The following is a 21383-nucleotide window of genomic DNA, read 5'->3' on the forward strand; positions in this document are numbered from 1 at the left end:
AATTAATGTGGGATAAACACATCATTTATGGCCGATGACAATCCACACTTGGACGCATAAAAAAGGGCCTCCGTTAGAAGGCCCAAAGACAAGGTACTACTTAAAGGTGAAGTTTACTTATTAACATTCCATTTTTGACGTGATGCGGCCATCAAGCCAAGCATCAGGACAGCAAGCCAGCCCAAGCTACCGCCATCGCTCTCTTTAGTCTCTTCAACAGGTGGTGTTGGAGGTGTTGGTGGCGTAGGTTCTACACCATCAGAGTTCACGACTAAGTTAAAGCTCGTTTGCACCATGTCATTTTGATAAACCTTATCAAAGGCTTTCACTGTGACAGTGGTTGTACCGTGCCAATCTTTTTCGGGAGTGATGGTGACTTGGTTACCATTAACAACTGAGGTGATATGCGCGCCTGTGACTTGGATACCATTAGCGGTATTTTCTTTGTCTTGCACTAGCACCTCAAAACTGATGCTGGTGTTTTCAGCAACAGACATATTGCCGAGTGCACCTATCGCAAGGTTTGAAGGTACTTTGAGGCTTCCGCTAGAGGTCACACTACTGCTGCCAGTGTAATCACTTTTAGCAATAATCTGCAGATCTTGACCTACCGCTTTGGCGCCAACACGAGCCGAGAATGATAGTTCGATTGCTGTCGCTTCAGGCCCAGTGTAGTTAGCACAGACCACTAAGCCTTCTGCAATTTTCTTATCCAGATCGTTAAAGGCAAAGCCATCACCGATATAACCATACGCAGGGCCAAAGGTGCCACGTGGTCCATAGTAACCATGTAAACCAATTGAGCCTAAATGCGCTTTGTTACCGGTTAATTTGTCATAGGCAAAAATAAACTCATGTTCACCAGGGGCAAAATTAAGCTGAGTTGAGGCTAATAGCTCAAAACTGTAACGGGCATCGTAATCAGGATCATGGTTAATACCAAAGGCAAAATCCTGACGCATATTGTCCCATTCAACAATCAGATAACGTCGGTCATTGGTAACAGCAAGCGATACGCCGTCCATGCTTTCGGTATCCAAATTATATTCTGGGATGGTAACACCATCTCCACGCCATAACGGAGCAATCACAGTATCAGGGAAATATTGCTCTTCCATTGGATAGTGAGCAGCCCAGAACAGTGGTAGTTGATCGAGCTGAATAAATCCACCAGGAGAAATACTTAAGGTATCTTTGTGTGAATACTCTTCTGGATTGTTATACAGCGGGATACGATCAATACCAAATGCGCTTAATGGCACAGTTACCGTATCATTCACCCGACCAGCAATTGCCGCTTCAGACGCGATTCCAGCCTCGGTAAATAAATCCAAATAATAAGGATTTGAACCGATTGGAATTCGGCAGCTCTCATCGGTATCGCTCGTGGTGAAGAGATATTGACGTTTTTGCGCATTGCTCGCCTGTTGCATCGCTTTCAGGGTGATTTGCTGTGCAGCAACAGTCAGGCCGGCTTTAAGATCTTGGTTATTGCTGTTCGCTTTTAGCGTGTTAGGCAATAATTGCAAACCTTCGGGCAGTGTTAAGGCAATATTCACATCGCGCTCTAATCCGAGTAGGTTTGGTGCCATCAGCATCTTAACCTCAACAACATCGCCTTCTTTGGCTTGTTGTTGGCTGGTCGTGATACTGACATCATTGCCCTCATGCACTAAATGCACGGCCATTTTGCCAATGTTGCCAACGTTTTGCGCACCATTACCGACTTCAACCAAGCCGTATAAGCGATCACCCGCTTTACTGCCTGTGACAGACCAGTTCATTTGCAATTGGTAAGGATCGATACCATTGGTACTTGCTGGCCCTGTTACATTCAGTTGCTTAGTATCAGTGTCGGAGATAATCGCCAGACTCGCTTTAATGCTGTCTTTGGTATCAATCTCGTCTCCCCATGGGCGCTTAAAGTTACCTAACATCACCCAGTAACGGCCTGGCGTTGGATCATTGATCGCGCAATAGTCGGTAACATCGGTATAGGAGTAACAAATCGCCTCGTCATACCATTCCACTTTGCCGTTGCTATTCAAGTCCATACCAATATCTAAAGACGTTGATGCGGCATTATCTGCAGAGACTTCTTCCCATACGATGCGGCGAGTGCCTTCTGGTACGTCAAAGAAATGCACCGAAACACCCGGATTATTTTCCAATGTTTCAGGCTTTGTAAAGTCAACATACGCGGCATTAAGTTTGTGCTCTGTGACTGTACCTGCGGTTAAGCCACTCACTTTGACATTCAGCGCGCTGATTTCTTTGGTCATCAACTCTGGTGTCAACATAGTGCCAGTATCGCGGTGGATTTTTCCTGCGACAATTTCAGGCAAGCTAGAGCCGGTAAAACGTGCCATTACGGGCAAGTATTGATCTGGCAAACTGGCGTCCGTCGGTTTCAGGTCAATTTTACCAAACACTTCGTTTGAGGAAGAGTTAGCGTTGACAGAGGTTACATCGAGGATTTTCGCCGTTACCATAATACTTTGCTGCTCACCCGCTTTTAACTTAATCGTTTGCGGATAAACACTTAGCTCAAGGAAAGGCGCGCCTTCTGTGGTGATTTCGGTCGCACTCACGTTCCACTCACCGTCTGTCGTGGCAGTAAAGGTACGCATCCAAGTGCAGCTACTTTTACATTCCGCATTGACTAAATAAGGCACGTTTAACGCGGTCACATCGCCACCTTCCATGGGGTTGGCTGCGCGATAATTGTCACCGTTTTCATCCATCACCAGACCCGCTTTTACCGCTCTGGCTACGTTAATCACTCCGCTACCCATATCGTAGAAAGCTGCATCCACTAATTTTGGCGGATTATCGTAGGTTGGAGCTTTACCTAACACGGCGGTGGTCATCAGTGCCGACTGGATCATCGCAGGCGTCCATTGTGGGTGCGCTTGGGTTAATAACGCTAAAGCGCCCGCCACATGTGGACCTGCCATAGAAGTACCACTAATGGCTTCATAATCACTCGGTGAGGGATACAAGCTAAAAGGCATTTCGTCAGAATAAGCAGCAAACACGTCCACCCCGGGGGCTGACACGTTTGGCACCATTACATTGGGGTTAGTGCTACTTGGACCACGGGAGGAGAAGTCAGCTAACACATCGGCTTCGCGCTCAGTGGTGATAATCTTACCCGCAGTGATGGTGACTTTAGGCTCTGTGGTGTTGGCAATCCATTCAACAAGCTGATTGCCTGATGCCGCGTCGATGTGCATTCCAGGGATAGGGAAAGGGTTTAAATTTAGGCTATTCGCGCCAGTACCATCGTCCCAAGATACGGCGTTATATAAAATAATCCCACCTGCACCGCCCGCAGCAACGTTAACACCTTTCTGTACGCGAGCATTTTCACCGCGCTTACATAACACGATATCATCGCTATTGAATGTGCCAGCTGGGAAAGGAGCCAAGCACAGTGGATCACTATAGGTTGCGGCATCAACTAAACGGCCAGTGATATCTCCCGTTACGGCATAACCTGCCATTTTATTAGGTGCGTTTTCACCTGCAAAAGTGAGCGAGCCTTCAACAGGTTCAATTTGGCGACCATGGGTACTGGCGGCAACGGATGTTAACCAAGGTGAGACATGGTCGATATAGCCTGGGCCATAGCGTCCCCAGTTACCCGCCGAAGCGGCAACAGAGATCCCCGATTCACGCGCAGCTAAAAACGCCATTTCAACGGCATCGTACCAAGGCAGACTTTCAAGTCCACCGATAGAGAAGTTAATCACATCGACGCCGTCGATAATGGCATCTTCAATAGCAGCGACTAATGCATCGCCAGGACAACCACCGTAGTTTTCGCCATACGAACCACCACCGGGATAACACACTTGGTAGGCAATAATGTTGGCTCTTGGGGCAACGCCTGAAATTTCGGGAAAGACTAAAGAGGTATCAAAACCATCTGATTTTTCATCCGTTCCACTCAGTTTAAAGGGCACATTGTAGAGCACGTTACCCGCAACGGTACTGGCAGTATGTGAACCATGGCCGTTGTAATCTTCACCATTGGGTGGGCGTTTATAATCCACTTCCCACGGTGGCAGATCGGGTTGGAAAATCGGATCTTTATAGGTATCGGTAATCATATCGTAGGAACGAACACCGATAAGCTTACTGTTACACATCAAAGGATATTCTTGGCAGTCGCCCAGATAATTGCCTTCGCCTAATGGGTTGACGTGCTTATAACCGTCTGCCGAAACTGCGGCAAAAGACGGGTGATCTGAGTTAATCCCAGTGTCGATAATACCGGCAATAATGCCCTCACCACGCATCGCAACGCCGTCGGGAGTGCTCGTGCCCTGCCAAATCATATCAGCGCCAATATGCTTAGGGCCGACATCGGTGAATAATTGATATTCCTTCGCCCGAGTCACCGCTTTAACATTGGGCAGCTTAGCCACTTCAGCGGCTTGCTCCTGAGTTAACACCATGGTCATACCGTTTAGTGCCACATTAAAGCGACGCTTTATTTCAGCATCTGGCGCAACACGCTTGATTTGGCTAGCAGTTTCATTCTGAGAGCGCGTTAAAAAAGCTTGGTAGTTTTTAACGGTTTTGCTCTTTAAATCGATTGTCCCAAAACGCTCATTAGAACGTATTGCGGGCTGATTGCTACGAGGCGACGTGGCGGCAAACTCAGGTCTATCACCCTGATAAAGTGAAACAGGAGCATCCATTAATTGAATAATATAGGTATGCGTTCCATCAATGTCCTTTTCCCATGCAAATGGCGCCTTATTGCTACTCCCATTTACAGCGCGATGGACGTTCATACCAATTTGACCCGGTCTATTAGCGCGATTCAAAGCCGGATGGGTTGGTTTATTTTTATTGGCTAATATTTGTTCGGGTGCCAGCTTGATACCAATAAGTTTTTGCTCGGCTTGGTTCCTATCTAAAGGATTGGCAACTAACGTCCCTATTCCGGTCGCATATAGCGCCGCAAAGGTCATTATGCTGATCTTCTTCAATTTCATTACTCATTCCTTGTTAGATTTATGTTGCAAATTTGTTATTTGCAGAATGAATAGTTACCGTCAGCAATACTTTAAAGCCAATGCATTTTACGTATCAGTTGATGACAAAAAACTATACGAGAACAGAGCCAAATAATTAAAAAATCAAAACAAACACTTACTCATAATTGTTAATTATTCATATGAAGATAAAGATACAAATTGTCACCAACGTCTGCTTGTCGATACTGAGCTACAAGGGTATGTTGCACATATGTTGTAATTACTTGACAAATGACTTGTGATTGAGTTTAAGCATCTTAAAAATTTCCAGATTTTAGCCAAAGAACGTAATTTTCAAAAAGCTGCCCAAAAATTAAATCTTGCTCAACCTTCATTAAGCCGAAGCATTCAACGACTCGAACATATACTGGGTACAGAGCTTTTGCTGAGGGGAAATCAATCAACTTCTTTAACCCCTGCTGGGGAGCTCGTTCTCAGCCATAGTCAGCATATTTTGCAAAACGTCGAAGCCCTTCGAAAAGAATTACACTATATGCAGGGTAAGAGCAGTGGTTATTTATCTATAGGTGCAAGCCCTGTACCGGCAAATACCATTCTAGGGCCGATTCTCGGACGTTTTTTTGAGCAATACCCAGACATTCATATCGATCTCGAAGTTGGTACCTGGCAACAACAACTGGAAAAATTGCTACGCGGAGAACTCACTCTATTAATTACTGATGTTGAAGGTGAGATTATTGGCCACGAAAGCTCGATACAATCCTTTAATTTACCTTCTTTTGAAGCGGTTTTTTGTACCAGAGCTGGACATCCGTTGACGTATTTAGATCGTTTAACCCTAGAAGATATTCGCAAATATCCACTCGCCATACCCAAAAACTTACCTTATGGCGTCAGTGAACAATTTGGCGATCTGTTTAATAAATATCGCAATGACTTTTCGGGATTATTACATTACGATTCTTTCCCACCGATAAAAGGCGCCCTATTACACTCTCAAATTGTCGCATTAACACCACAAATCACCTTATTTGATGATGATATTAAGCATGCGGTACGAGTAATAACCCCCATCGATATGCCTAAACTAAACGTATTTTTTAGTGTGGTAATGCTTAAAAACCAAATCAGTGCTCCCGCAAAACGCCTTTTAAGTTTGCTACTTTAAGTGATATTTGGATTTACTACGGAAGATATAGCGCCACTGACATTAAAATGAGTATAAAAATGAGTATAAAAATGAGCATTCAAAACAAGATAACTCTCGATTAAGCTATAGATAATTTTTAGCCATTCATTCTGTCAAATATGGTTTATTAACCTTGGCATTTATTACGAATGCAGAATTAGTTACGCTCAGTTAAATGATCAGACAACGAGGAATAGATATCCTTACCGGACAAGATTTTGGACAAAAGCGTGATAGACCCCTTGCTCTAACTCGTCAGTTTCGGATTAAAATTTCTATGGATTAACGCCTATATAATACGCCACAACGTATTACGATAATTTTAATAGACCACCGAAAAAACTAAAACCAATCCATCCCTAAAGTGCCGAGCATTGGTGGTCGTATTAATTGCCTTGTTATAACGCTAGTCTTCGATTGCCCAAGAATTGATACTATCTTGGACAGCTTTGCCAGCACCATCAGCACTAGGATAAATTGTTGCGCCGTTTATCCCTGCTTTCAAGCATAAGCGAAAGAGACTTTTAGCCTCTGAAACTGGAAGTGTTAACTTCAATAAAGGGGTGTTAGGTAGCGTAGAAAATTCATATTCCAAGCCTTTTATCTCAAAGTCCCCTGCACGCGCACCTGTGTGAGGATGAACAGTAAATAAGCCCGACTGGGCTGATAAGTGGTTAGATGTACTACCTGGAACTTGCACCAAGTTTACATTTTTATATAGGTTTACCATTTCAGTATTAAAAACCCAAATTGCCAACTTTGAGTTTTTCTTCCATGCCTTAAAATTACTCATAGCAGAAGACACTGCGAAATACACAGCAACATATGGTTGTCTAGTCCAATCAAGTAAACGTGTTGGAACACCATGATGTTGAGCTAAGGCCATTAATTCAATAAGCTCAGGATTAGGCCAAAGTTCAGGATTTTTGTAATACCTATCTTGCACTTGAGAACTAAGGGTCTCATTTCGAAACTTCATGGAATCATTAGGAACTTTTACGCCGATGTTGTCACAATATTCCGCAAATACTTCTAAGAGCCTTACTTCAGTAAATACCAACTGATCAGCCTTAATTCTTTTCCCAAAGAACTTAAGTAGTGAATTGTCTTCCTCATTTCGAAGTAATGAAGGAACAAGCGACCAAGCAGAGTCAGCTTGACCGCGATAAATTAACTTGTACGGTTCAGCAAAAAATGACTTGGTCGGGCTTAGAGCCTCCCAGAGGTCATTAGCTGTTTCGTAGTTTATTTCTCGAAAAGCCGTATATTCCAATTCATCCTCCTGAAATCAAAATAAGTCGGCCAAAATAAGTCGGCCACCCATTTTAAATCAAAAACATAATACACTTTTAGGTTACCTACAACCCGTTCTGGCTCAAATGGTTTGAACAAGAGCTATCAAACGTGGCTAGGACTGAATCTGAGGCAATAAATTGAGCTAATTCATTCAAAAATGGTGCATTTCAGGCATGGCAAGCCATCCCATAGTGATTGAGAGATATTAGGCGGTGATTATTTTCGAAGTTATACAAGTCGTTGTCAGTTGCAGCGCAAGTGCTGGCAGCTTGATGCAAAGTGCCGTCGTCGCTTTTCGAGATGTTCGCAGTAATCGCTCAGTTCTTGCAATGTGCCTACTGGACCGTGAAATAGTTTGCCAAACTCGGTGGTCAGTTTGAGCCAGTTCTTATGGGGGATATTTAATCTGGTAGCAATAAATCTAGCCACCCAATATAAATCAACAACATAATGTACTTTACGTTTGTCTACAACTTGTAAGATCTAAAAATTGCCTAAATGAGAGTGCAAAAGTCACAGGGGCAGTATCTGAGGCAATAAATTGAGTTAATTCTTTCAAAAATAGAGTGTTTTAGACGAGGTAAGTTATCCCATCGTGTTTTTGGGATGCAAGGTAAGCATTGCTTTCGAAGTAATATAAGCAGTTATCAGTTACTGTGAAAATGCTGACAACTTGCAGCAAAGTGCCGTCGTCGCTTTTCGAGATGTTCGCAGTAATCGGTCAGTTCTTGCAAGGTTCCCACAGGACCGTAAAATAGCTTGCCAAACTCGGTTGTCAGCTTAAGCCAATGATCATGGGGGATATTTAATCTGTTCAGTATCTTACCGCTACTTTCACTGATGCTTCCACGTTTATCGTTGCGAATAATTCGGCCTGTATCATCCACCAATTGAAGGTAATCGGTTAAGGAAAACGCAATGCCATTGGGTTGGTTGTCGCACTCGTTACCAATAAATGGCAGGAGATTGCTCGGCTGCTCACCTTTTAATGCGGCCCGAATACGTAGTTGGATACTGGTATGGTCGGATTGTTCTAGTGTATCAGCAAGTTGCGCTCGAATCGGATTCAAATCAACATAGGCCATACAGGCTAATACCGCAGCTTCATCGAGTAGGGCTTGCGATTTAAAACGACCTTCCCAGAAACGACCTGTACAGTTATCCTCTTGATTTGCTTGTCTTGCAATTGGTTCGTTGAGGCAGCGCATAAACCATGAAATATCACACAAACGACTACGATAAAGGGCGATTGAATGCTTTAATCTGCTCACCTCATGCGCTTCAACCAACTCACCTTTTGCGAACTTTTGCGTTAACGCATCGCCTTTAAACAACTTATGCCACTGCTCAAGCACTTCGCGGTCAGTCCAGTGATTTGCCGTCTCGATATCGACTCGTAGCACCAGATGCAGATGATTCGACATCACCGCAAAGGCCGCCACATCAATAGCAAAAACGGCTTCAAGTTCAAACAGTAGCGATTCTACCCAAGCGCGGCGATGGTCATAGTTTTTACCCGAGTAACTATCATCGCCACATAAAAAAGCCCGCCGAACAACTCGGCTACAGCAATGGTAATAAGGCGTGTCTTCAAGGCTTATCTGGGTTCTACGAGGGCGCGGCATACAAACCTCCTTGTTTAATGCTTAACCAAAGCATAGTCGGAGATTAACTACCGCGCGATTCGCGCGATTAAGGTTGGGTGTCCGATTGTCTGCGATTAAGGTTGGGTGTCCGATTGCCGTGCATACTACCGCGCGATTAAGGTTGGGTGTCCGATTGCCGCGCGATTAAGGTTGGGTGTCCGATTGCCGCGCACGATTGCCGCGCAAATACAACCAAATCGGTGCGACAGTGCATAAGCAATTACCCAAGGATGCGCTTGTTATTATTGGGCTAACCATAGATCCTGAACTCGAGTCAGAGCTCGAAATCATGGTGATTGCAACAGGAATTGGATTAGAGCAGACAGCAAAGCCAGACCCTGTGCAAATTGTTGAGGATAGCTATATCAATGTGCATGATTTTATTAAGCGTCCAGCCTTACCTTTACCCGAACCAGCACAATCGAAGTTTGATTTAGACAAGTTGCAAATCCCAACTTATCTGCGACAGCAAAAGCCTCCAACGCATTAGTGGGCTTGGTGCAAAAACACCACGTCTTTATCTATCACTTCGAGCCGCCAGCCGTAATGCTCGGCGAGCCATTGAAAGGTGGCTTCGGAGTAAAAGTTAATATGAGTGGGATCATTTTTATAATGCCAAGCGCTAAATGCCGTGGGATTAAGCACTCGCTTGGTCATCACGGCCAAAATGCCTTGAGGTTTGAGCATCCCCTTCAACAGAGTCAGCAAAGCATCGGCATCACTCACATGCTCAATAACTTCGGTCAGGGTAATAAAATCGTATTGCCGAGTCAGTAACTCGGGGTGGTGAGCGTAATAAAGATCGTAGTTCTCGACCCGATAACCCCGCGCTTTGGCCATCAGACTTAAGACTTTGCCTTCACCACAACCAAAATCGAGCCCTAACGCCGATGGAGTAAAGCGGGTCAACAAAGGAGCGAGGGTTCTATCTAAAAACTGCTGATAACCGAGGTCCTGTGGATGATTTTCGTGCTTGTCATATTCGGCTTTTTCGGCTTCAGAGCTTAGATAAAACTCGGCGGGGACACTCACCAAAGCACAGCGCTGGCATTGTTGGTAACAACGACGTTTATCTTGATGATAAGCCACTAAATCGGTGCTATGGCACAGCGGACAGGTATTCAACAGCAGTTCCTAAAAAGTCGTAAGGCAAACGGCAGAGATTGCCTTTAAATAGATCGCGATTAACAGCTAAGGTTTAGGGATTTTACGCTCTTTGGCCGCCGCTTCCTTGGCTTCTTGCAGATATTTTTGCTCACGGCTTTCCCTTTCATCAAATTGCTTTTGCGCCTTGAGCTTTTGTTGCACTTCCCAATCCTGCGGATTGGTTTGCTGTTTTATTGTTTCTTCCCGTGCTGAGGTTGTTTTGGCTGCTTGGCGCGCCTTTTCAAGTTGCAGTTGTTCAATCCGCTCAGAGTCGATACGCGCCTTATCAGCCCTTTGCTCCAAGGTTAACCGAGGTTTGGGTTGTTCAGCAGCATTTACCGCGGAGAACACCGCGGCGAGACACATACCTAAAACGATAGTTTTGACTAGTCTTTGCATCCTACACCTTCTCTAGAGTCCTTAATTCACAAATGGCCAGGCCAAACTGAGCCTGCATGGCAAAACATAGCATAAAACATTATTTTGCCGTGATGAGTTAGCATGATTTTCGCTGAAGTAAATCAAATGAACCTATCTTAAACTGTTATTTTTTAATTTATATTTGAGCAAAACATCGATTCGGTTTATTTTTAACCCCATATGAATGATGTACGATTTGATATAAACAAAAACTAAGGGAAAGGATGTGACCTTAATCTGTGTCACCGAGGGAGTATCCTAATGATTCGATGGCAGCACTTGCTAAATAAACTCACAACAGATGATCCGCTGTTGCAAGAGAAACTCTCTATTTGGCGAGCCCATCCCCATAAAACACCCCTCGCGCTGATCCAAGGCTTTAGTTTTATTAGCGCAAACAGTGCCACCTTAGACTACTTTGGTACTGAATATGACACCTTTGTCAATGCCACACCTTATGATTTTTCCCCTAGAATTCAATCATCTGGGCGTAACAGTGTTGAATTTGCGCGGGAGATGATCCTTGAAGCCGTCTCGGGGGTTAATGTCGAATTCAGTTGGCTCCACCTTAATCATCAAGGGAATGAACTGCCCACCCGAGTAAACCTCTATCGTTGTTATTTACAGCAACAACCTGTTGTACTGGTCGAGTTACAAGCATTAAACCGTAGAACTCAAGTCAGGCCAGCCATTGCCGATGGTTTTGCCCATATCCCGAAAGAAATCCTCTCGACGACCTTGGAGGAAAGTGCCGAGGCCGTTTATATCACCGACACCGACAATAAGGTATTGGCGGTCAATAAGGCGATGTGTCGTATTTGTGGCTATAGCGCGGAACAATTAATCAATAAAACGCCCGATTTTTTAGAAGCAAACCCGCTTGATCTCAGTGAACAAAGCGAGTGTTTGCAGGCCTTAAAACAGCGCGGCTTTTGGCAGGGTGAAGCCTTAAAACAACGCTCAGATGGCAGTACATTTCCCGCATGGCAGAGTAGTCGGCGCATCGCTGCGGATGGCATTCAATATCATGTGAATATCTTTAGTGATATCAGCACCAAAAAGCTGCTCGAGACGCAACTTACCACCCGCGCCATGTATGATACGTTAACGGGGTTACCAAATCGTTTTCATCTTAAACAGATACTTAATGGCGCACTTGAGAAATTAAAAGACGATCCTCTCGTCCTCGGCGCACTGATGTTTTTAGACCTCAACGGCTTTAAAAATATCAATGACAGCTTTGGCCATTCAATGGGCGATAGAGTATTACAACTCGTTGCCGCCCGTTTAGAAGCGGGTTGTATCGAAAAAGCGGATATTGCCCGTATGGGTGGGGATGAATTTACCTTAGTGCTACAAGATTGTAGTTGTAAGGAAGAAATCCAAGAGTTCGCAGAGCAAATTTTAAGTTTATTCGACAGTCCGTTCGAAATCGAAGGGCAAAAGTTTTTCCTCGGTACCAGTATTGGTATCGCGCTGTTTCCTACACACGGTGATCAGGCTGGCCAACTGATTAGTTTGGCCGACACCGCCATGTATTGCGCAAAGAAGAACCAGCCTCATTTAGTGTTTTATGATAAAGCGATGAGCCAAGCCGCTGAGCTTAAGTTAAAACTCATCAATAATCTCAGGCATGCCCACAGTTTAAAGCAGTTTAAACTCGCCTATCAGGCCATTGTGGATTTGCACACCAACACCCCCATTGGTGCTGAGGCACTACTGCGCTGGCAAAAATCTCCCAGCGAGCACTATGAGGCCGCTGAGTTTGTGCCTTTATTGGAGGAAACGGGACTCATTGTCAGCATAGGACAATGGGTACTCGAACAAGCCTGCAAGCAAGCATCACTATGGCGCGCACAATATCAGCCCGATTTTAAGATTTCGGTTAACGTCTCTCCGCTGCAATTAGAGCATGTAGACTTTGTCGGCCAAGTCGTCAGTGCGCTGGAAATGGTCGCCCTACCCGCTGAAGCCTTAATTTTAGAAATCACCGAATCTGCACTGCTACGCCAACCAGAACAGGCTCGCTATACGCTAGAACGTATTAAAGCCTTAGGTGTAGGCATTGCCATTGATGACTTTGGTACTGGCCTTTCTTCTTTAAGCCGCTTAGGTACCTTGCCCATTGATAGTGTCAAGATTGATGCTGAGTTTGTTCTACGTTTGAATGATGTATCAGGCCAAAAACTCTGCCATGCCATTGTGCAATTAGCACAGGCGCTCAACATTCACTTTGTGGCGGAAGGCATTGAGACACAACAGCAAAAAGACATTATTACCCATATGGGACAAGGCTTTGCCCAAGGCTTTTTATTTGGTTATCCAAGTTATGTTGAGCAGTTTACTCAGTCCTATTTAGCCGAGAAATACATTGCTTAAATAGAGACAATTAAAGGCGCTTAAACACAGTGACTGATTGTTTATTAAGATAATATAGATTGGCTATCGATAGGCTCGATAGCCCTGCCAGCACACCATAAAATATGGAATCACTCCCCTGCAAAGCAATTGGCTGGCAAAGCTATCTCATCATTTGCTGTGCAAATGAATCGTCACTATTAAACCTTGTTTTACGTTACGTTAGCGTGATCTGAATAAGATTTTAACTATTTTAATTCGTACAGAGTCTCAAAAATGCAAAAAATGAAAATCACTTGCCGCAATTCTAAAAAGTGAAATTAATCATAGCGCAACCTCACCTCTGCGGGCATCGCCTGCAATCGCATCGCAACCATAGCATCAAAGGCGACCAATAACGGGTTCACATCTAAACCCTCATCAAGCGCTTTTAACATGTAAGCACACGCCTCCAAGGTTGAGAGACTATCGCTGCGGCTTGATTTGCGGATCTTGTATCTTGACGTATAGCCTTCGGCCAAATGCACTGCCGGAAATTGTGTTAACCATGGATTTAATTGCAAGATTTTAAAGGCTTTTCTCCAGGTACCATCGATTAATAGCAACACACAATCAGCGCATATAGACTGACTTTCAACACTCGCGCTCTGCTCAGAGGGATATACAAGATAAACAGGGCGCTGACATCGGCTTAATTGCTCCCGCAGCGAGGCAAAATCCGCTTCAGACTCACCCACATATACTTGAGTATTGGGTATCACTAGGCTTAACACCCTAACACTATTCTTTTTATGTTCGACTTCAGAGGGGTGCTGTAATACCAACAGCTGCGTCTGCGGTTTTATCTGCTGTACATGGGAGCATAAGCACGCATTGATTGGATAACAGCAAGTAGGGCAATAATGGCGGCTCAAAGCGCGTTCTCGATAAATAATTTCCAGTAGTATAGCAACTTGAATTATCCATAAAAAATGCCCGTAGCTATGGTCAAATAAGCTACGGGCAAAGGGTGTTTCTTTAATTAGCCGTTTAGGGCGTATTAATGCTCTGCGGCTAATTGCTCTTGGTGCCAGTGGTCGAATCGGCTTAACGCCATCATTGACAGTAAGCCGATAGAGAAAAATCCCATCACTAACGCCACCGCATAGGGTGCAGTCAGGCTTGTTTGCTGCACTAGGCCTGCAATCACTGATGCGCCACTCATTTGGATAAAACCTAACATTGCCGTTGCCGTTCCCGCTCGCTCGCCAAAGGCAGACAGTGCCATACTGGTTGCTGGGCCTAATAAGAAAGCAAAACCAATACACAACAGCATCATAGGCAACATAAAGGCGAAGGCGGCAGCCATACCCATACTTGGGCCAAATGCTTGCGCAGCGATAATCAATACCGCCGAGAGCACCAACAGTGCTAATGCGAAGATCGCGGTGGGACGATTACCTAATTTACGGATCACTACTGGCGCAGCAAAACAAGCACCGATATTGACCAAAGCATTCAATCCAAATAAACCGCTAAAAGCCAGCTCGGATACCCCTAGATGGCCAATAAGCCACACGGGTGAGTAGGACACATAACTTAAAATCGCCGCCATAGCTGACATACAAGCAAAAGCATAAAACAAAAAATGCGTATTACTTAACACAGGTTTATAGCGACTCCAACGATAAAGAGGGCCAGTACTAACGGTATTGGCTGGACGAGTTTCGGGTAGACGATAGCCGACCAAGAGCATCATTAAAATCGCGTACAAGGTCATAAATACAAAGGTTGATCGCCAGCCAAACTGCATGGCCAATAGACCCCCTAAGGTTGGCGCCAGAGCAGGGATCACGCAAATAGCCCCATTTAAGTAACTGTAAATCTTGGCGCCTTCTTTTGGTGAGTAACAATCGCGCACTGCACTAAAGACCACAATGGAGGTCGAACAGGCAGCCAAACCTTGTAATACCCGGGCAATTTGTAACCAATGGAATTCAATCGCGGCGGCCGCAAGCAAACTGCTGGCGCCATATAACAACACGCCAAAGAGTGCCACAGGGCGACGACCATAACGGTCTGCTAATGGGCCAATCAATATCTGCCCAACGCCCATAGCAAATAAAAATAATACCAGTGTCGACTGCACTTCGCTGGCAGATACGGCGAACTCTGCCGCCATGGTGGGCATAGAAGGTAAGTAAATATCAATTGCCAATGGGCTGAGTAGCACCAAAGACATCAAAATAGGTAACAGATTGCGCCGCATAACATGTATCTCGGTTTAACAGTAAAAGGTATTTCAGTGGGCGGTAGTTTAAATAACTCAAGGTATGAACAGAAATGGTATAATTTCCAAAGTGAATTTCCTTTGAGGAATATCTATGAATCTCGACAACTTAGCCAGAATCGACCTCAACCTACTGGTGATATTGAAGGTTTTGCTCGAAGAGCAAAGTGTCACCCGCGCAGCGAGCCGATTACACATTAGCCAGTCGGCGTTGAGCAAGAGCTTGAATCGCCTGCGAGAAACGTTAGATGATCCCCTATTCCAACGTACTGCCCATGGCCTAAAACCCACAGCACATGCGCTCAATATTGGACAAAAGCTGCCGAATATTCTGCAGGACTTATATCAACTGACTCAGCCACCAACGTTTACACCAGCCAGCAGTAATAGGCAGTTTTCCTTTGCCATGGTCGAAAGTGCCTACGAAACCTTGATCCCCTATTTTATAGGTCCACTATTAAATAGTGCGCCCAATATCAAGCTCGATTCCTATGTCTGGACCGAAAAATCTATGCATGACTTGCAGCAAGGGCAAATTGACTTTGGGATTTCAGGACGGGATCTACACCCACTCTCAGATTCACACACTGACCGACTACCAGAAGGCATTGCCTGCCAAACCCTGTTTACCGATAGACAGGTATGTTTGGTGCGCCAAGCTCATCCCTTGATGGCCGCTCTCACCTCGCCCCAATGGGATTTATCCTTGTACTTAGAGATGGCGCATGTGCAAGTGCGCTGTGAAGGGAGTGATTGGTGGGCGCTGGATTATTTTCTGGCAGACCTAGGGCACAGGCGCAAAATTAGCACCACAGTACCAGATTTTTATGGCGCGGCGAGTGTTTGCGCCCACAGTGATTTGATTTTTACCTTACCTTCTAGCTTTGCCCTACATGCCTGTAAACTCTATCCATTAAAGCTGTTGCCTTTACCCTTTGAGTTTATGCCAATGGCCTATGTGTTACTGTGGCATCAACGCAACGATGAAGATCAAGGCCATAAATGGATGCGCGACACTATCTGCCAAAGTGTCGAAAAGCTGATGCTGCCGCAGGGTTAATGGAGTGACCAATAAACAGCCCAGAACACTGACGTATTCTGGGCTGTTTTATTCAAGCAAACTTACAGAATAAACGTCGCGACCTGCGCATTAAGATCATTAGCACGCGCCTTTAATGCCTGAGCTTGGGTCAGATCCGACTTCGCTGCTTCGGTAATTTCGTCGGTCACATCCTTAATGGCCACCGTATTTTGAGTGATTTCACCCGTTACTTGGGTTTGCTCTTCAGCTGCGGTCGCAATTTGGCCTGCCATATCCGAAATCACATGTACGGCTTGAGTAATCTCCTCCAGCGCCTTCGCTGCGGCATTAGCATCTTCAACACTATGACCCGCTAACACTTGGCTGCTTTCCATCAAACTCACCGCCTTCGCCGTTGTACGTTGCAGAGTTTCAATGGTCGCATGTACTTCTTGGGTCGAATCTTGTGTTCGGCGTGATAACACCCGCACTTCATCGGCCACCACCGCAAAGCCACGGCCCTGCTCACCCGCACGGGCAGCCTCAATCGCCGCATTAAGGGCTAACAGGTTAGTCTGCTCAGCAATCCCTTGGATCGTTGCCAAAATGCTGGAAATGGATTGGGCGTGACGACTTAAATCTTCAATAACCTCAGTTGCTTGAGTGACTTCATCCGCTAAAGAATTAATCGAACTACGGGTCTTATTAACTAACTCTTTCCCTTGGAAGCTGCTCGCTGCCGATTGCTGCGCAGCTGTAGCGGTATTTTCCGCATTCGCGGCAATTTCATTAGTAGCACTCGCCATTTCGGTTACGGCGGTCGCGACCATGGCAACTTCTTGTTGCTGGCGCTGTAATTCGGCTACGGCAATATGGTTAGTTTTGAGGCTACGCTCTGCGTCCGCATCCAGTTCACTGGCCAACTGACGAATATGGCTGATGAGCTGATGCTGACTGCCGACAAATCGATTAAAGCTGTCGGCCAGTACGCCCACTTCATCTTGCGTATCAACCTCAATACGTTGGGTTAAATCGCCATTACCATCGGCAATACGCGCTAGCGCCTGCGATACACGTCCAAGCGGACCTAGCAATAGATTCACCAACCAAGAAATGGCCAATACGCTGAGTAATAGCATGACGGCCGACAGCCCCAATTGGGTCAGTAATAAATTAGTTAATGGCGCCTCAAGCGTCTCTTTGTCCAGTACTATCACTAATTCCCAATCGGTATTGGGAATATCGACACCCCAAACTAACTTATCGCGGCCTTCGTTTTCGAAATACATTGGCAGCCATGTGCTGGCCTGACGGCTCTGCTGGGGTAAATTATGATTAAGGTCGTTGTCGATATCGCTAACGGGTTTCATCGCCTTATAGGCATCTTTGTAAGCGATGACAGTACCATCTTTGTGCAGCATGATTGCATGACCATTGGCTGGTAAGGTCATGCGATTGACACTTTCAACCAAACTCGCAATCGACAGGTCGCCCCCAACCACACCTTGTGAAACCGCCTGTGCCATAGTGACCACTAACACATTGTAAGCTACGTCAACATAAGGTTTGGTGAGAATAAGACCGCGCTCATTTATCGCTTGTTTATACCAAGGGCGCGCTCTCGGATCGTAACCCGTACGGTCTATGCTTGGATCGGAGTCCAGCATCTGCCCCGCTTGCGTACCGTAGTAAGTGAGTTGGAATCGCCCAGAAGCTTGCGCCTGCTGCAATGCGTTTAAACTGTCACCTTCAACTTTAACGGCTAACGCCCCTACGATATCCTGACGCCCAGCTAACCACTCTTGAATGCGCTCAGCCTGTTGATCACCCAGTCGCTGCACCTGCTCCAAACTATTTTGCAACAACAATGACTTTTGACTGGAATAACTTTGCCACGACAGCAAGCCAATCACGAGGGAAAGCGCAATCACGACCGAAATCAGGATCTTTTGTTTAAGCGAGTATGAGTTCATGTTGGTATCTACGGTTTTACAGCTTTGAAGGAAGAAGTGGTAAGACTGGCTGGCACTTACTGTAATAAATTTACAGTGTTAGCCAAAACCAATCAAAAATTCGGCTAAATTTTCGCACATGTTACAGCGCAAACAAAGAATCACTCGTCACCAAATTAATAAATAATTAAGCAAAAACATAAAGATAACCAATTAAAACCTGAGCAACACCAAATAACAACCCGAAGTTCACATCAACCACAAGCCACCAACAAACTAAAGTCATGGACGTAAAAGAACGTAAATTAACCCAAATTAACGTGACCCAATCCGTTTATTTATTGCACACTGAACGTCCATAACATTGGGGAAAGAGGCTTCTCTAACATAGCAATTTGGCCAAGCCCGTTATCAAATACTGGGCGACTCACCTTCAGCCTCACCCATTTTGATTAGGAGTTCTTATGATTTATCAACAATTTCAACAGAGCCCATTTCAGCCACGCATTTCAGGAGCACGGGCTTGGTTTGCGATGGCAATCAGTGTCAGTCTAATCTGTTTATCACTGTTTTTATTACCTTTTGTGCTTTTATTTGGCGCAATTGCTCTAGGCTGCTTAGTGCTATTTAGTCGTATTTATGTAGCGCGCCAATTGAGTAAGTTTAATCGTGAGCAAGCGCGCCGAGCGCAGGCACAAGCGAGCGAGGCGACTAGCCAAACGTCAGCGTTTAATCAAACCGCGAATGTTGTGCGTGAACCCCATGCAACTGAGTACCGAGGTCGTATCTTTGAACATCAAAAAGAGGAAGAGTAGTCCTCAGCACTTAGTAGGTCTTTTGCACGATTAAGGGTATGAATTTCACCGGGATCTTGAGTGATCTTCATTACAGTATCGATTTGTAAAACAAGCGATTGCCAAAGAGGCTCGATGATCTCAGCCTCTTTGCTATTAGCATGACGGCGCGCTAGATTTAGCAGCGCCGCAGAACCCACCACATCAATGCGCCCCAAAATGCCGTCGGCCAATGCCATACTCAGCTCAATCATGGCAGGCACACTGTGACCATATTTAATGACCTCACGCAGATAGCGCTCAGCCTGACTCACATCGCCACCCAAGCCACTTCCATCATTTAGCATATGTTGCGCACGGGTAAGCATGGCATCGAGCTGACCTTGCTCTGCCGCTTCGGCCATCCAATACTCACTCGCGATGGGATCTCGCAGACAACCATCACCATTGGCGAGCATTAAGGCCAAATGATATTGGGCATGGGGATAACCCGCCTGGGCCGCTTTACTTATAAAATGATAGGCTTGCGGTAAATCCTTGGTTTGATAGTAAAGCACACCTAAATTCGCCATGGCTTCGGTTTGCTCACCTTCGGCCGCCAGCTGTAAAAAGTGTTTCGCTTGGGCTAAATCCGGCTTAAATGACTCACTGCCCACCAGGTAAAAATAGCCAAGCAGCGCCATCGCATTGACCACGCCAGCCTCAGCCGCAGTAGCTATCGCTGCCTCGCCTTTAATGGCATCGGCCTCTCCCTGATAGCCATGGATTAAACTCACTCCATGCTCATAGAGGGCTTGCATATGGGTTGGGGCTGCAAGGGCAAACCAGTAGGCGGCCTTAGCAAAAGTATCACTGGCTTTTTGTGCGACAGCTTTTACTACTGGGCTATCGTCTTCAGTGCCATAGTACTGATCGACGAGGGCAAGCTCCTGCTCCTTAAGCATTAATGCTTTGGTTTTAAAAGAGATCCCCACAAGATACTGCGCATTGGGATCATCCTCCATCACCGCGCGGTAACAGAGATCTTTAACCGTAATCGCATCGCTGGCTTGAAAGCGGTATGCAGGCGCCTCGCAGCCAACCACCTTCGGATACAGATGCTCGACTAAAGCGAGTACATCTTTAATGGCTTTTTGGGCCAAGGCGAGTAACTGCTCTTGGGTAAGATGATATTTTTCAGGGTGAGCGCCACGGTTACCATCAGCGCGCAGGCGATGCAACGCTCTGGTGGTCTTCACATCGATCAGCCGTTTTTGATTTAACAGCTCAATACGATCATAGAGATTGGGGCTAGCAAAGGACACCGCTTTACTCTGCCCTAGCAAGTCAGTCAGCCTATGGGTAAAACTGCGAATATGCAGTAATGACTGAGTAGGCACATCCTGCACATAGTTTTTAGCATTGAGGTAATCATCAAGAAGCGAGGCCGAAAACCCTTGGATAAATTCACTATCCAGTAACTCAGCCTCAGTCCCCATAAATCCTTACCTCAAATTGAATTTGCTCAGTTGATATTATTCCGCAGTTGGCTTTTTAGACACCATATACAAACGGAACAATGCCAAGTTTACGAATAACCCAATAAATGCCATAAAGGTATCCGCGAGCAATTGCACAGGCAAGCCACCAAAAGATGCCGCTGCTGAAAGCTGGCTACCAACCACAGAAAGCGGTAAGTAAAGCATTAATAACGCAATGGTTTTTAACACAATCGGGCCACTAAAGCTAAAGCTTGCCTTAATCGCTTCCAGCGGTGTTAAACGCTCAACCACCACCATAAAGTTCACATAGGCTAGGCGAGCAAACAGATAAAAGCTAATAACGAGTCCCACTAACCACATAGGGCCAAACGCTGCAAATAGCATCACTGGCGCTAAAATGGCCAGTCCAGAGAATACGCCAGCCAAGAGTAAAGGTGGCACAAAGGGTAAGCTGGCTTTCAGTACCATACCAGCCGATGGATTATGCCCTTGGGATCTCAGTTCTAAAAACAGCGTTAACGCCGCAATCAATACCGAGAAGAGCAGCAGAAGGAGCATCATAGCGATCATGTGTGATGCGCCAAACTGCGGGTTTTCCAGATCAACTTTGCTCATCTCTGTGCCAAGCCATAGCTGAATACCAACCTGCACTAATAACAGTGGCACCGTCAGCATGGCAAGCTGAGTGAGATGATTACGGAAAAAGTTATAAGCTTCGGTCAAAATTGCGGATAGTGACATGCGCCTTTCCAAAATAATTGAAGTAAATTAACACCGTGAATTGCCGCTAAGGATACCC

15 protein-coding genes and 1 pseudogene are annotated in these 21383 nt (G+C 45.5%); 5 read left to right on the plus strand and 11 right to left on the minus strand.

The window, feature by feature from the left end:
- Positions 1–113: 113 nt before the first annotated feature.
- Complete coding sequence (locus JM642_RS20510; RefSeq protein WP_203432375.1) at positions 114–5009, minus strand: S8 family serine peptidase; 4896 nt, start codon at positions 5007–5009, stop codon at positions 114–116.
- A gap of 280 nt (positions 5010–5289) precedes the next feature.
- Here JM642_RS20510 and JM642_RS19180 point away from each other — a divergent pair, with 280 nt between their 5' ends.
- Complete coding sequence (locus tag JM642_RS19180; RefSeq protein WP_050991407.1) at positions 5290–6180, plus strand: LysR family transcriptional regulator; 891 nt, start codon at positions 5290–5292, stop codon at positions 6178–6180.
- Between the two features lie 427 nt (positions 6181–6607).
- Here the strand turns inward: JM642_RS19180 and JM642_RS19185 are convergent, their stop codons facing one another.
- The 3 genes and pseudogenes from JM642_RS19185 to JM642_RS19195 form a co-directional block, all read right to left on the minus strand.
- The gene (locus JM642_RS19185; RefSeq protein ID WP_203432376.1) at positions 6608–7474 is read right to left on the minus strand and encodes an FRG domain-containing protein; all 867 of its coding nucleotides are present in this window, start codon (positions 7472–7474) and stop codon (positions 6608–6610) included.
- 266 nt (positions 7475–7740) lie between these two features.
- Positions 7741–7908 (minus strand): annotated as a pseudogene (locus JM642_RS19190) (transposase); the annotation flags it as partial.
- A gap of 236 nt (positions 7909–8144) precedes the next feature.
- Positions 8145–9122 carry a transposase gene (locus JM642_RS19195; RefSeq protein WP_203432377.1) on the minus strand — a complete coding sequence of 326 codons (978 nt, stop codon included), beginning with the start codon at positions 9120–9122 and terminating at the stop codon, positions 8145–8147.
- Positions 9123–9297: 175 nt separating this feature from the next.
- Here JM642_RS19195 and JM642_RS19200 point away from each other — a divergent pair, with 175 nt between their 5' ends.
- Entirely contained in the window at positions 9298–9633 is a 336-nt protein-coding gene (locus JM642_RS19200; protein ID WP_203432378.1) for a hypothetical protein, read from the plus strand.
- Here JM642_RS19200 and JM642_RS19205 read toward each other — a convergent pair.
- Together JM642_RS19205 and JM642_RS19210 are read right to left on the minus strand one after the other, a co-directional pair.
- Positions 9630–10268, minus strand: coding sequence for a class I SAM-dependent methyltransferase (locus JM642_RS19205; RefSeq protein ID WP_037423553.1), 639 nt, complete (start codon positions 10266–10268; stop codon positions 9630–9632). The genes JM642_RS19200 and JM642_RS19205 overlap by 4 nt on opposite strands.
- A 66-nt stretch (positions 10269–10334) precedes the next feature.
- Positions 10335–10655 (minus strand): hypothetical protein, encoded by a 321-nt coding sequence (locus tag JM642_RS19210; RefSeq protein WP_235522233.1) that lies wholly within the window; start codon positions 10653–10655, stop codon positions 10335–10337.
- Between the two features lie 315 nt (positions 10656–10970).
- Between JM642_RS19210 and pdgA the strand changes: the two genes are divergently transcribed.
- Positions 10971–13088 carry a diguanylate cyclase PdgA gene (gene pdgA / locus JM642_RS19215; RefSeq protein WP_172588373.1) on the plus strand — a complete coding sequence of 706 codons (2118 nt, stop codon included), beginning with the start codon at positions 10971–10973 and terminating at the stop codon, positions 13086–13088.
- Between the two features lie 299 nt (positions 13089–13387).
- Here the strand turns inward: pdgA and JM642_RS19220 are convergent, their stop codons facing one another.
- A complete protein-coding gene (locus JM642_RS19220; RefSeq protein WP_037423561.1) occupies positions 13388–13981 on the minus strand; it encodes a tRNA-uridine aminocarboxypropyltransferase in 594 nt (197 codons plus the stop codon).
- 125 nt (positions 13982–14106) lie between these two features.
- Positions 14107–15315: a multidrug effflux MFS transporter gene (locus JM642_RS19225; RefSeq protein WP_203432379.1), complete on the minus strand. Its 1209-nt coding sequence runs from the start codon at positions 15313–15315 to the stop codon at positions 14107–14109.
- 115 nt (positions 15316–15430) lie between these two features.
- Between JM642_RS19225 and JM642_RS19230 the strand changes: the two genes are divergently transcribed.
- Complete coding sequence (locus tag JM642_RS19230; protein WP_037426682.1) at positions 15431–16396, plus strand: LysR family transcriptional regulator; 966 nt, start codon at positions 15431–15433, stop codon at positions 16394–16396.
- Positions 16397–16458: 62 nt separating this feature from the next.
- Here JM642_RS19230 and JM642_RS19235 read toward each other — a convergent pair whose 3' ends face one another.
- On the minus strand, positions 16459–18330 hold the full coding sequence (locus JM642_RS19235; RefSeq protein WP_203432380.1) for a methyl-accepting chemotaxis protein: 1872 nt from the start codon (positions 18328–18330) through the stop codon (positions 16459–16461).
- 443 nt (positions 18331–18773) lie between these two features.
- Between JM642_RS19235 and JM642_RS19240 the strand changes: the two genes are divergently transcribed.
- The gene (locus tag JM642_RS19240) at positions 18774–19124 is read left to right on the plus strand and encodes a hypothetical protein (protein ID WP_203432381.1); all 351 of its coding nucleotides are present in this window, start codon (positions 18774–18776) and stop codon (positions 19122–19124) included.
- Here JM642_RS19240 and JM642_RS19245 read toward each other — a convergent pair.
- Together JM642_RS19245 and JM642_RS19250 are read right to left on the minus strand one after the other, a co-directional pair.
- On the minus strand, positions 19106–20581 hold the full coding sequence (locus tag JM642_RS19245) for a DUF4145 domain-containing protein (protein ID WP_203432382.1): 1476 nt from the start codon (positions 20579–20581) through the stop codon (positions 19106–19108). The two genes, JM642_RS19240 and JM642_RS19245, sit on opposite strands and share 19 nt — an antisense overlap.
- A 36-nt stretch (positions 20582–20617) precedes the next feature.
- On the minus strand, positions 20618–21325 hold the full coding sequence (locus JM642_RS19250) for a hypothetical protein (protein ID WP_037423577.1): 708 nt from the start codon (positions 21323–21325) through the stop codon (positions 20618–20620).
- Positions 21326–21383 lie beyond the last annotated feature (58 nt).

The sequence above is a fragment of the Shewanella sp. LZH-2 genome, assembly GCF_016859145.1.
Lineage (GTDB): Bacteria > Pseudomonadota > Gammaproteobacteria > Enterobacterales > Shewanellaceae > Shewanella > Shewanella xiamenensis.

What these genes read in the sequence shown, in the direction of transcription:
- JM642_RS20510 (WP_203432375.1), bottom strand. Translation starts at nt 5,009, where the DNA reads ATGAAATTGAAGAAGATCAGCATAATGACCTTTGCGGCGCTATATGCG.
- JM642_RS19195 (WP_203432377.1), bottom strand. Translation starts at nt 9,122, where the DNA reads ATGCCGCGCCCTCGTAGAACCCAGATAAGCCTTGAAGACACGCCTTAT.
- JM642_RS19210 (WP_235522233.1), bottom strand. Translation starts at nt 10,655, where the DNA reads ATGTGTCTCGCCGCGGTGTTCTCCGCGGTAAATGCTGCTGAACAACCC.
- pdgA (WP_172588373.1), top strand. Translation starts at nt 10,971, where the DNA reads ATGATTCGATGGCAGCACTTGCTAAATAAACTCACAACAGATGATCCG.
- JM642_RS19225 (WP_203432379.1), bottom strand. Translation starts at nt 15,315, where the DNA reads ATGCGGCGCAATCTGTTACCTATTTTGATGTCTTTGGTGCTACTCAGC.
- JM642_RS19230 (WP_037426682.1), top strand. Translation starts at nt 15,431, where the DNA reads ATGAATCTCGACAACTTAGCCAGAATCGACCTCAACCTACTGGTGATA.
- JM642_RS19235 (WP_203432380.1), bottom strand. Translation starts at nt 18,330, where the DNA reads ATGAACTCATACTCGCTTAAACAAAAGATCCTGATTTCGGTCGTGATT.
- JM642_RS19240 (WP_203432381.1), top strand. Translation starts at nt 18,774, where the DNA reads ATGATTTATCAACAATTTCAACAGAGCCCATTTCAGCCACGCATTTCA.
- JM642_RS19245 (WP_203432382.1), bottom strand. Translation starts at nt 20,581, where the DNA reads ATGGGGACTGAGGCTGAGTTACTGGATAGTGAATTTATCCAAGGGTTT.
- JM642_RS19250 (WP_037423577.1), bottom strand. Translation starts at nt 21,325, where the DNA reads ATGTCACTATCCGCAATTTTGACCGAAGCTTATAACTTTTTCCGTAAT.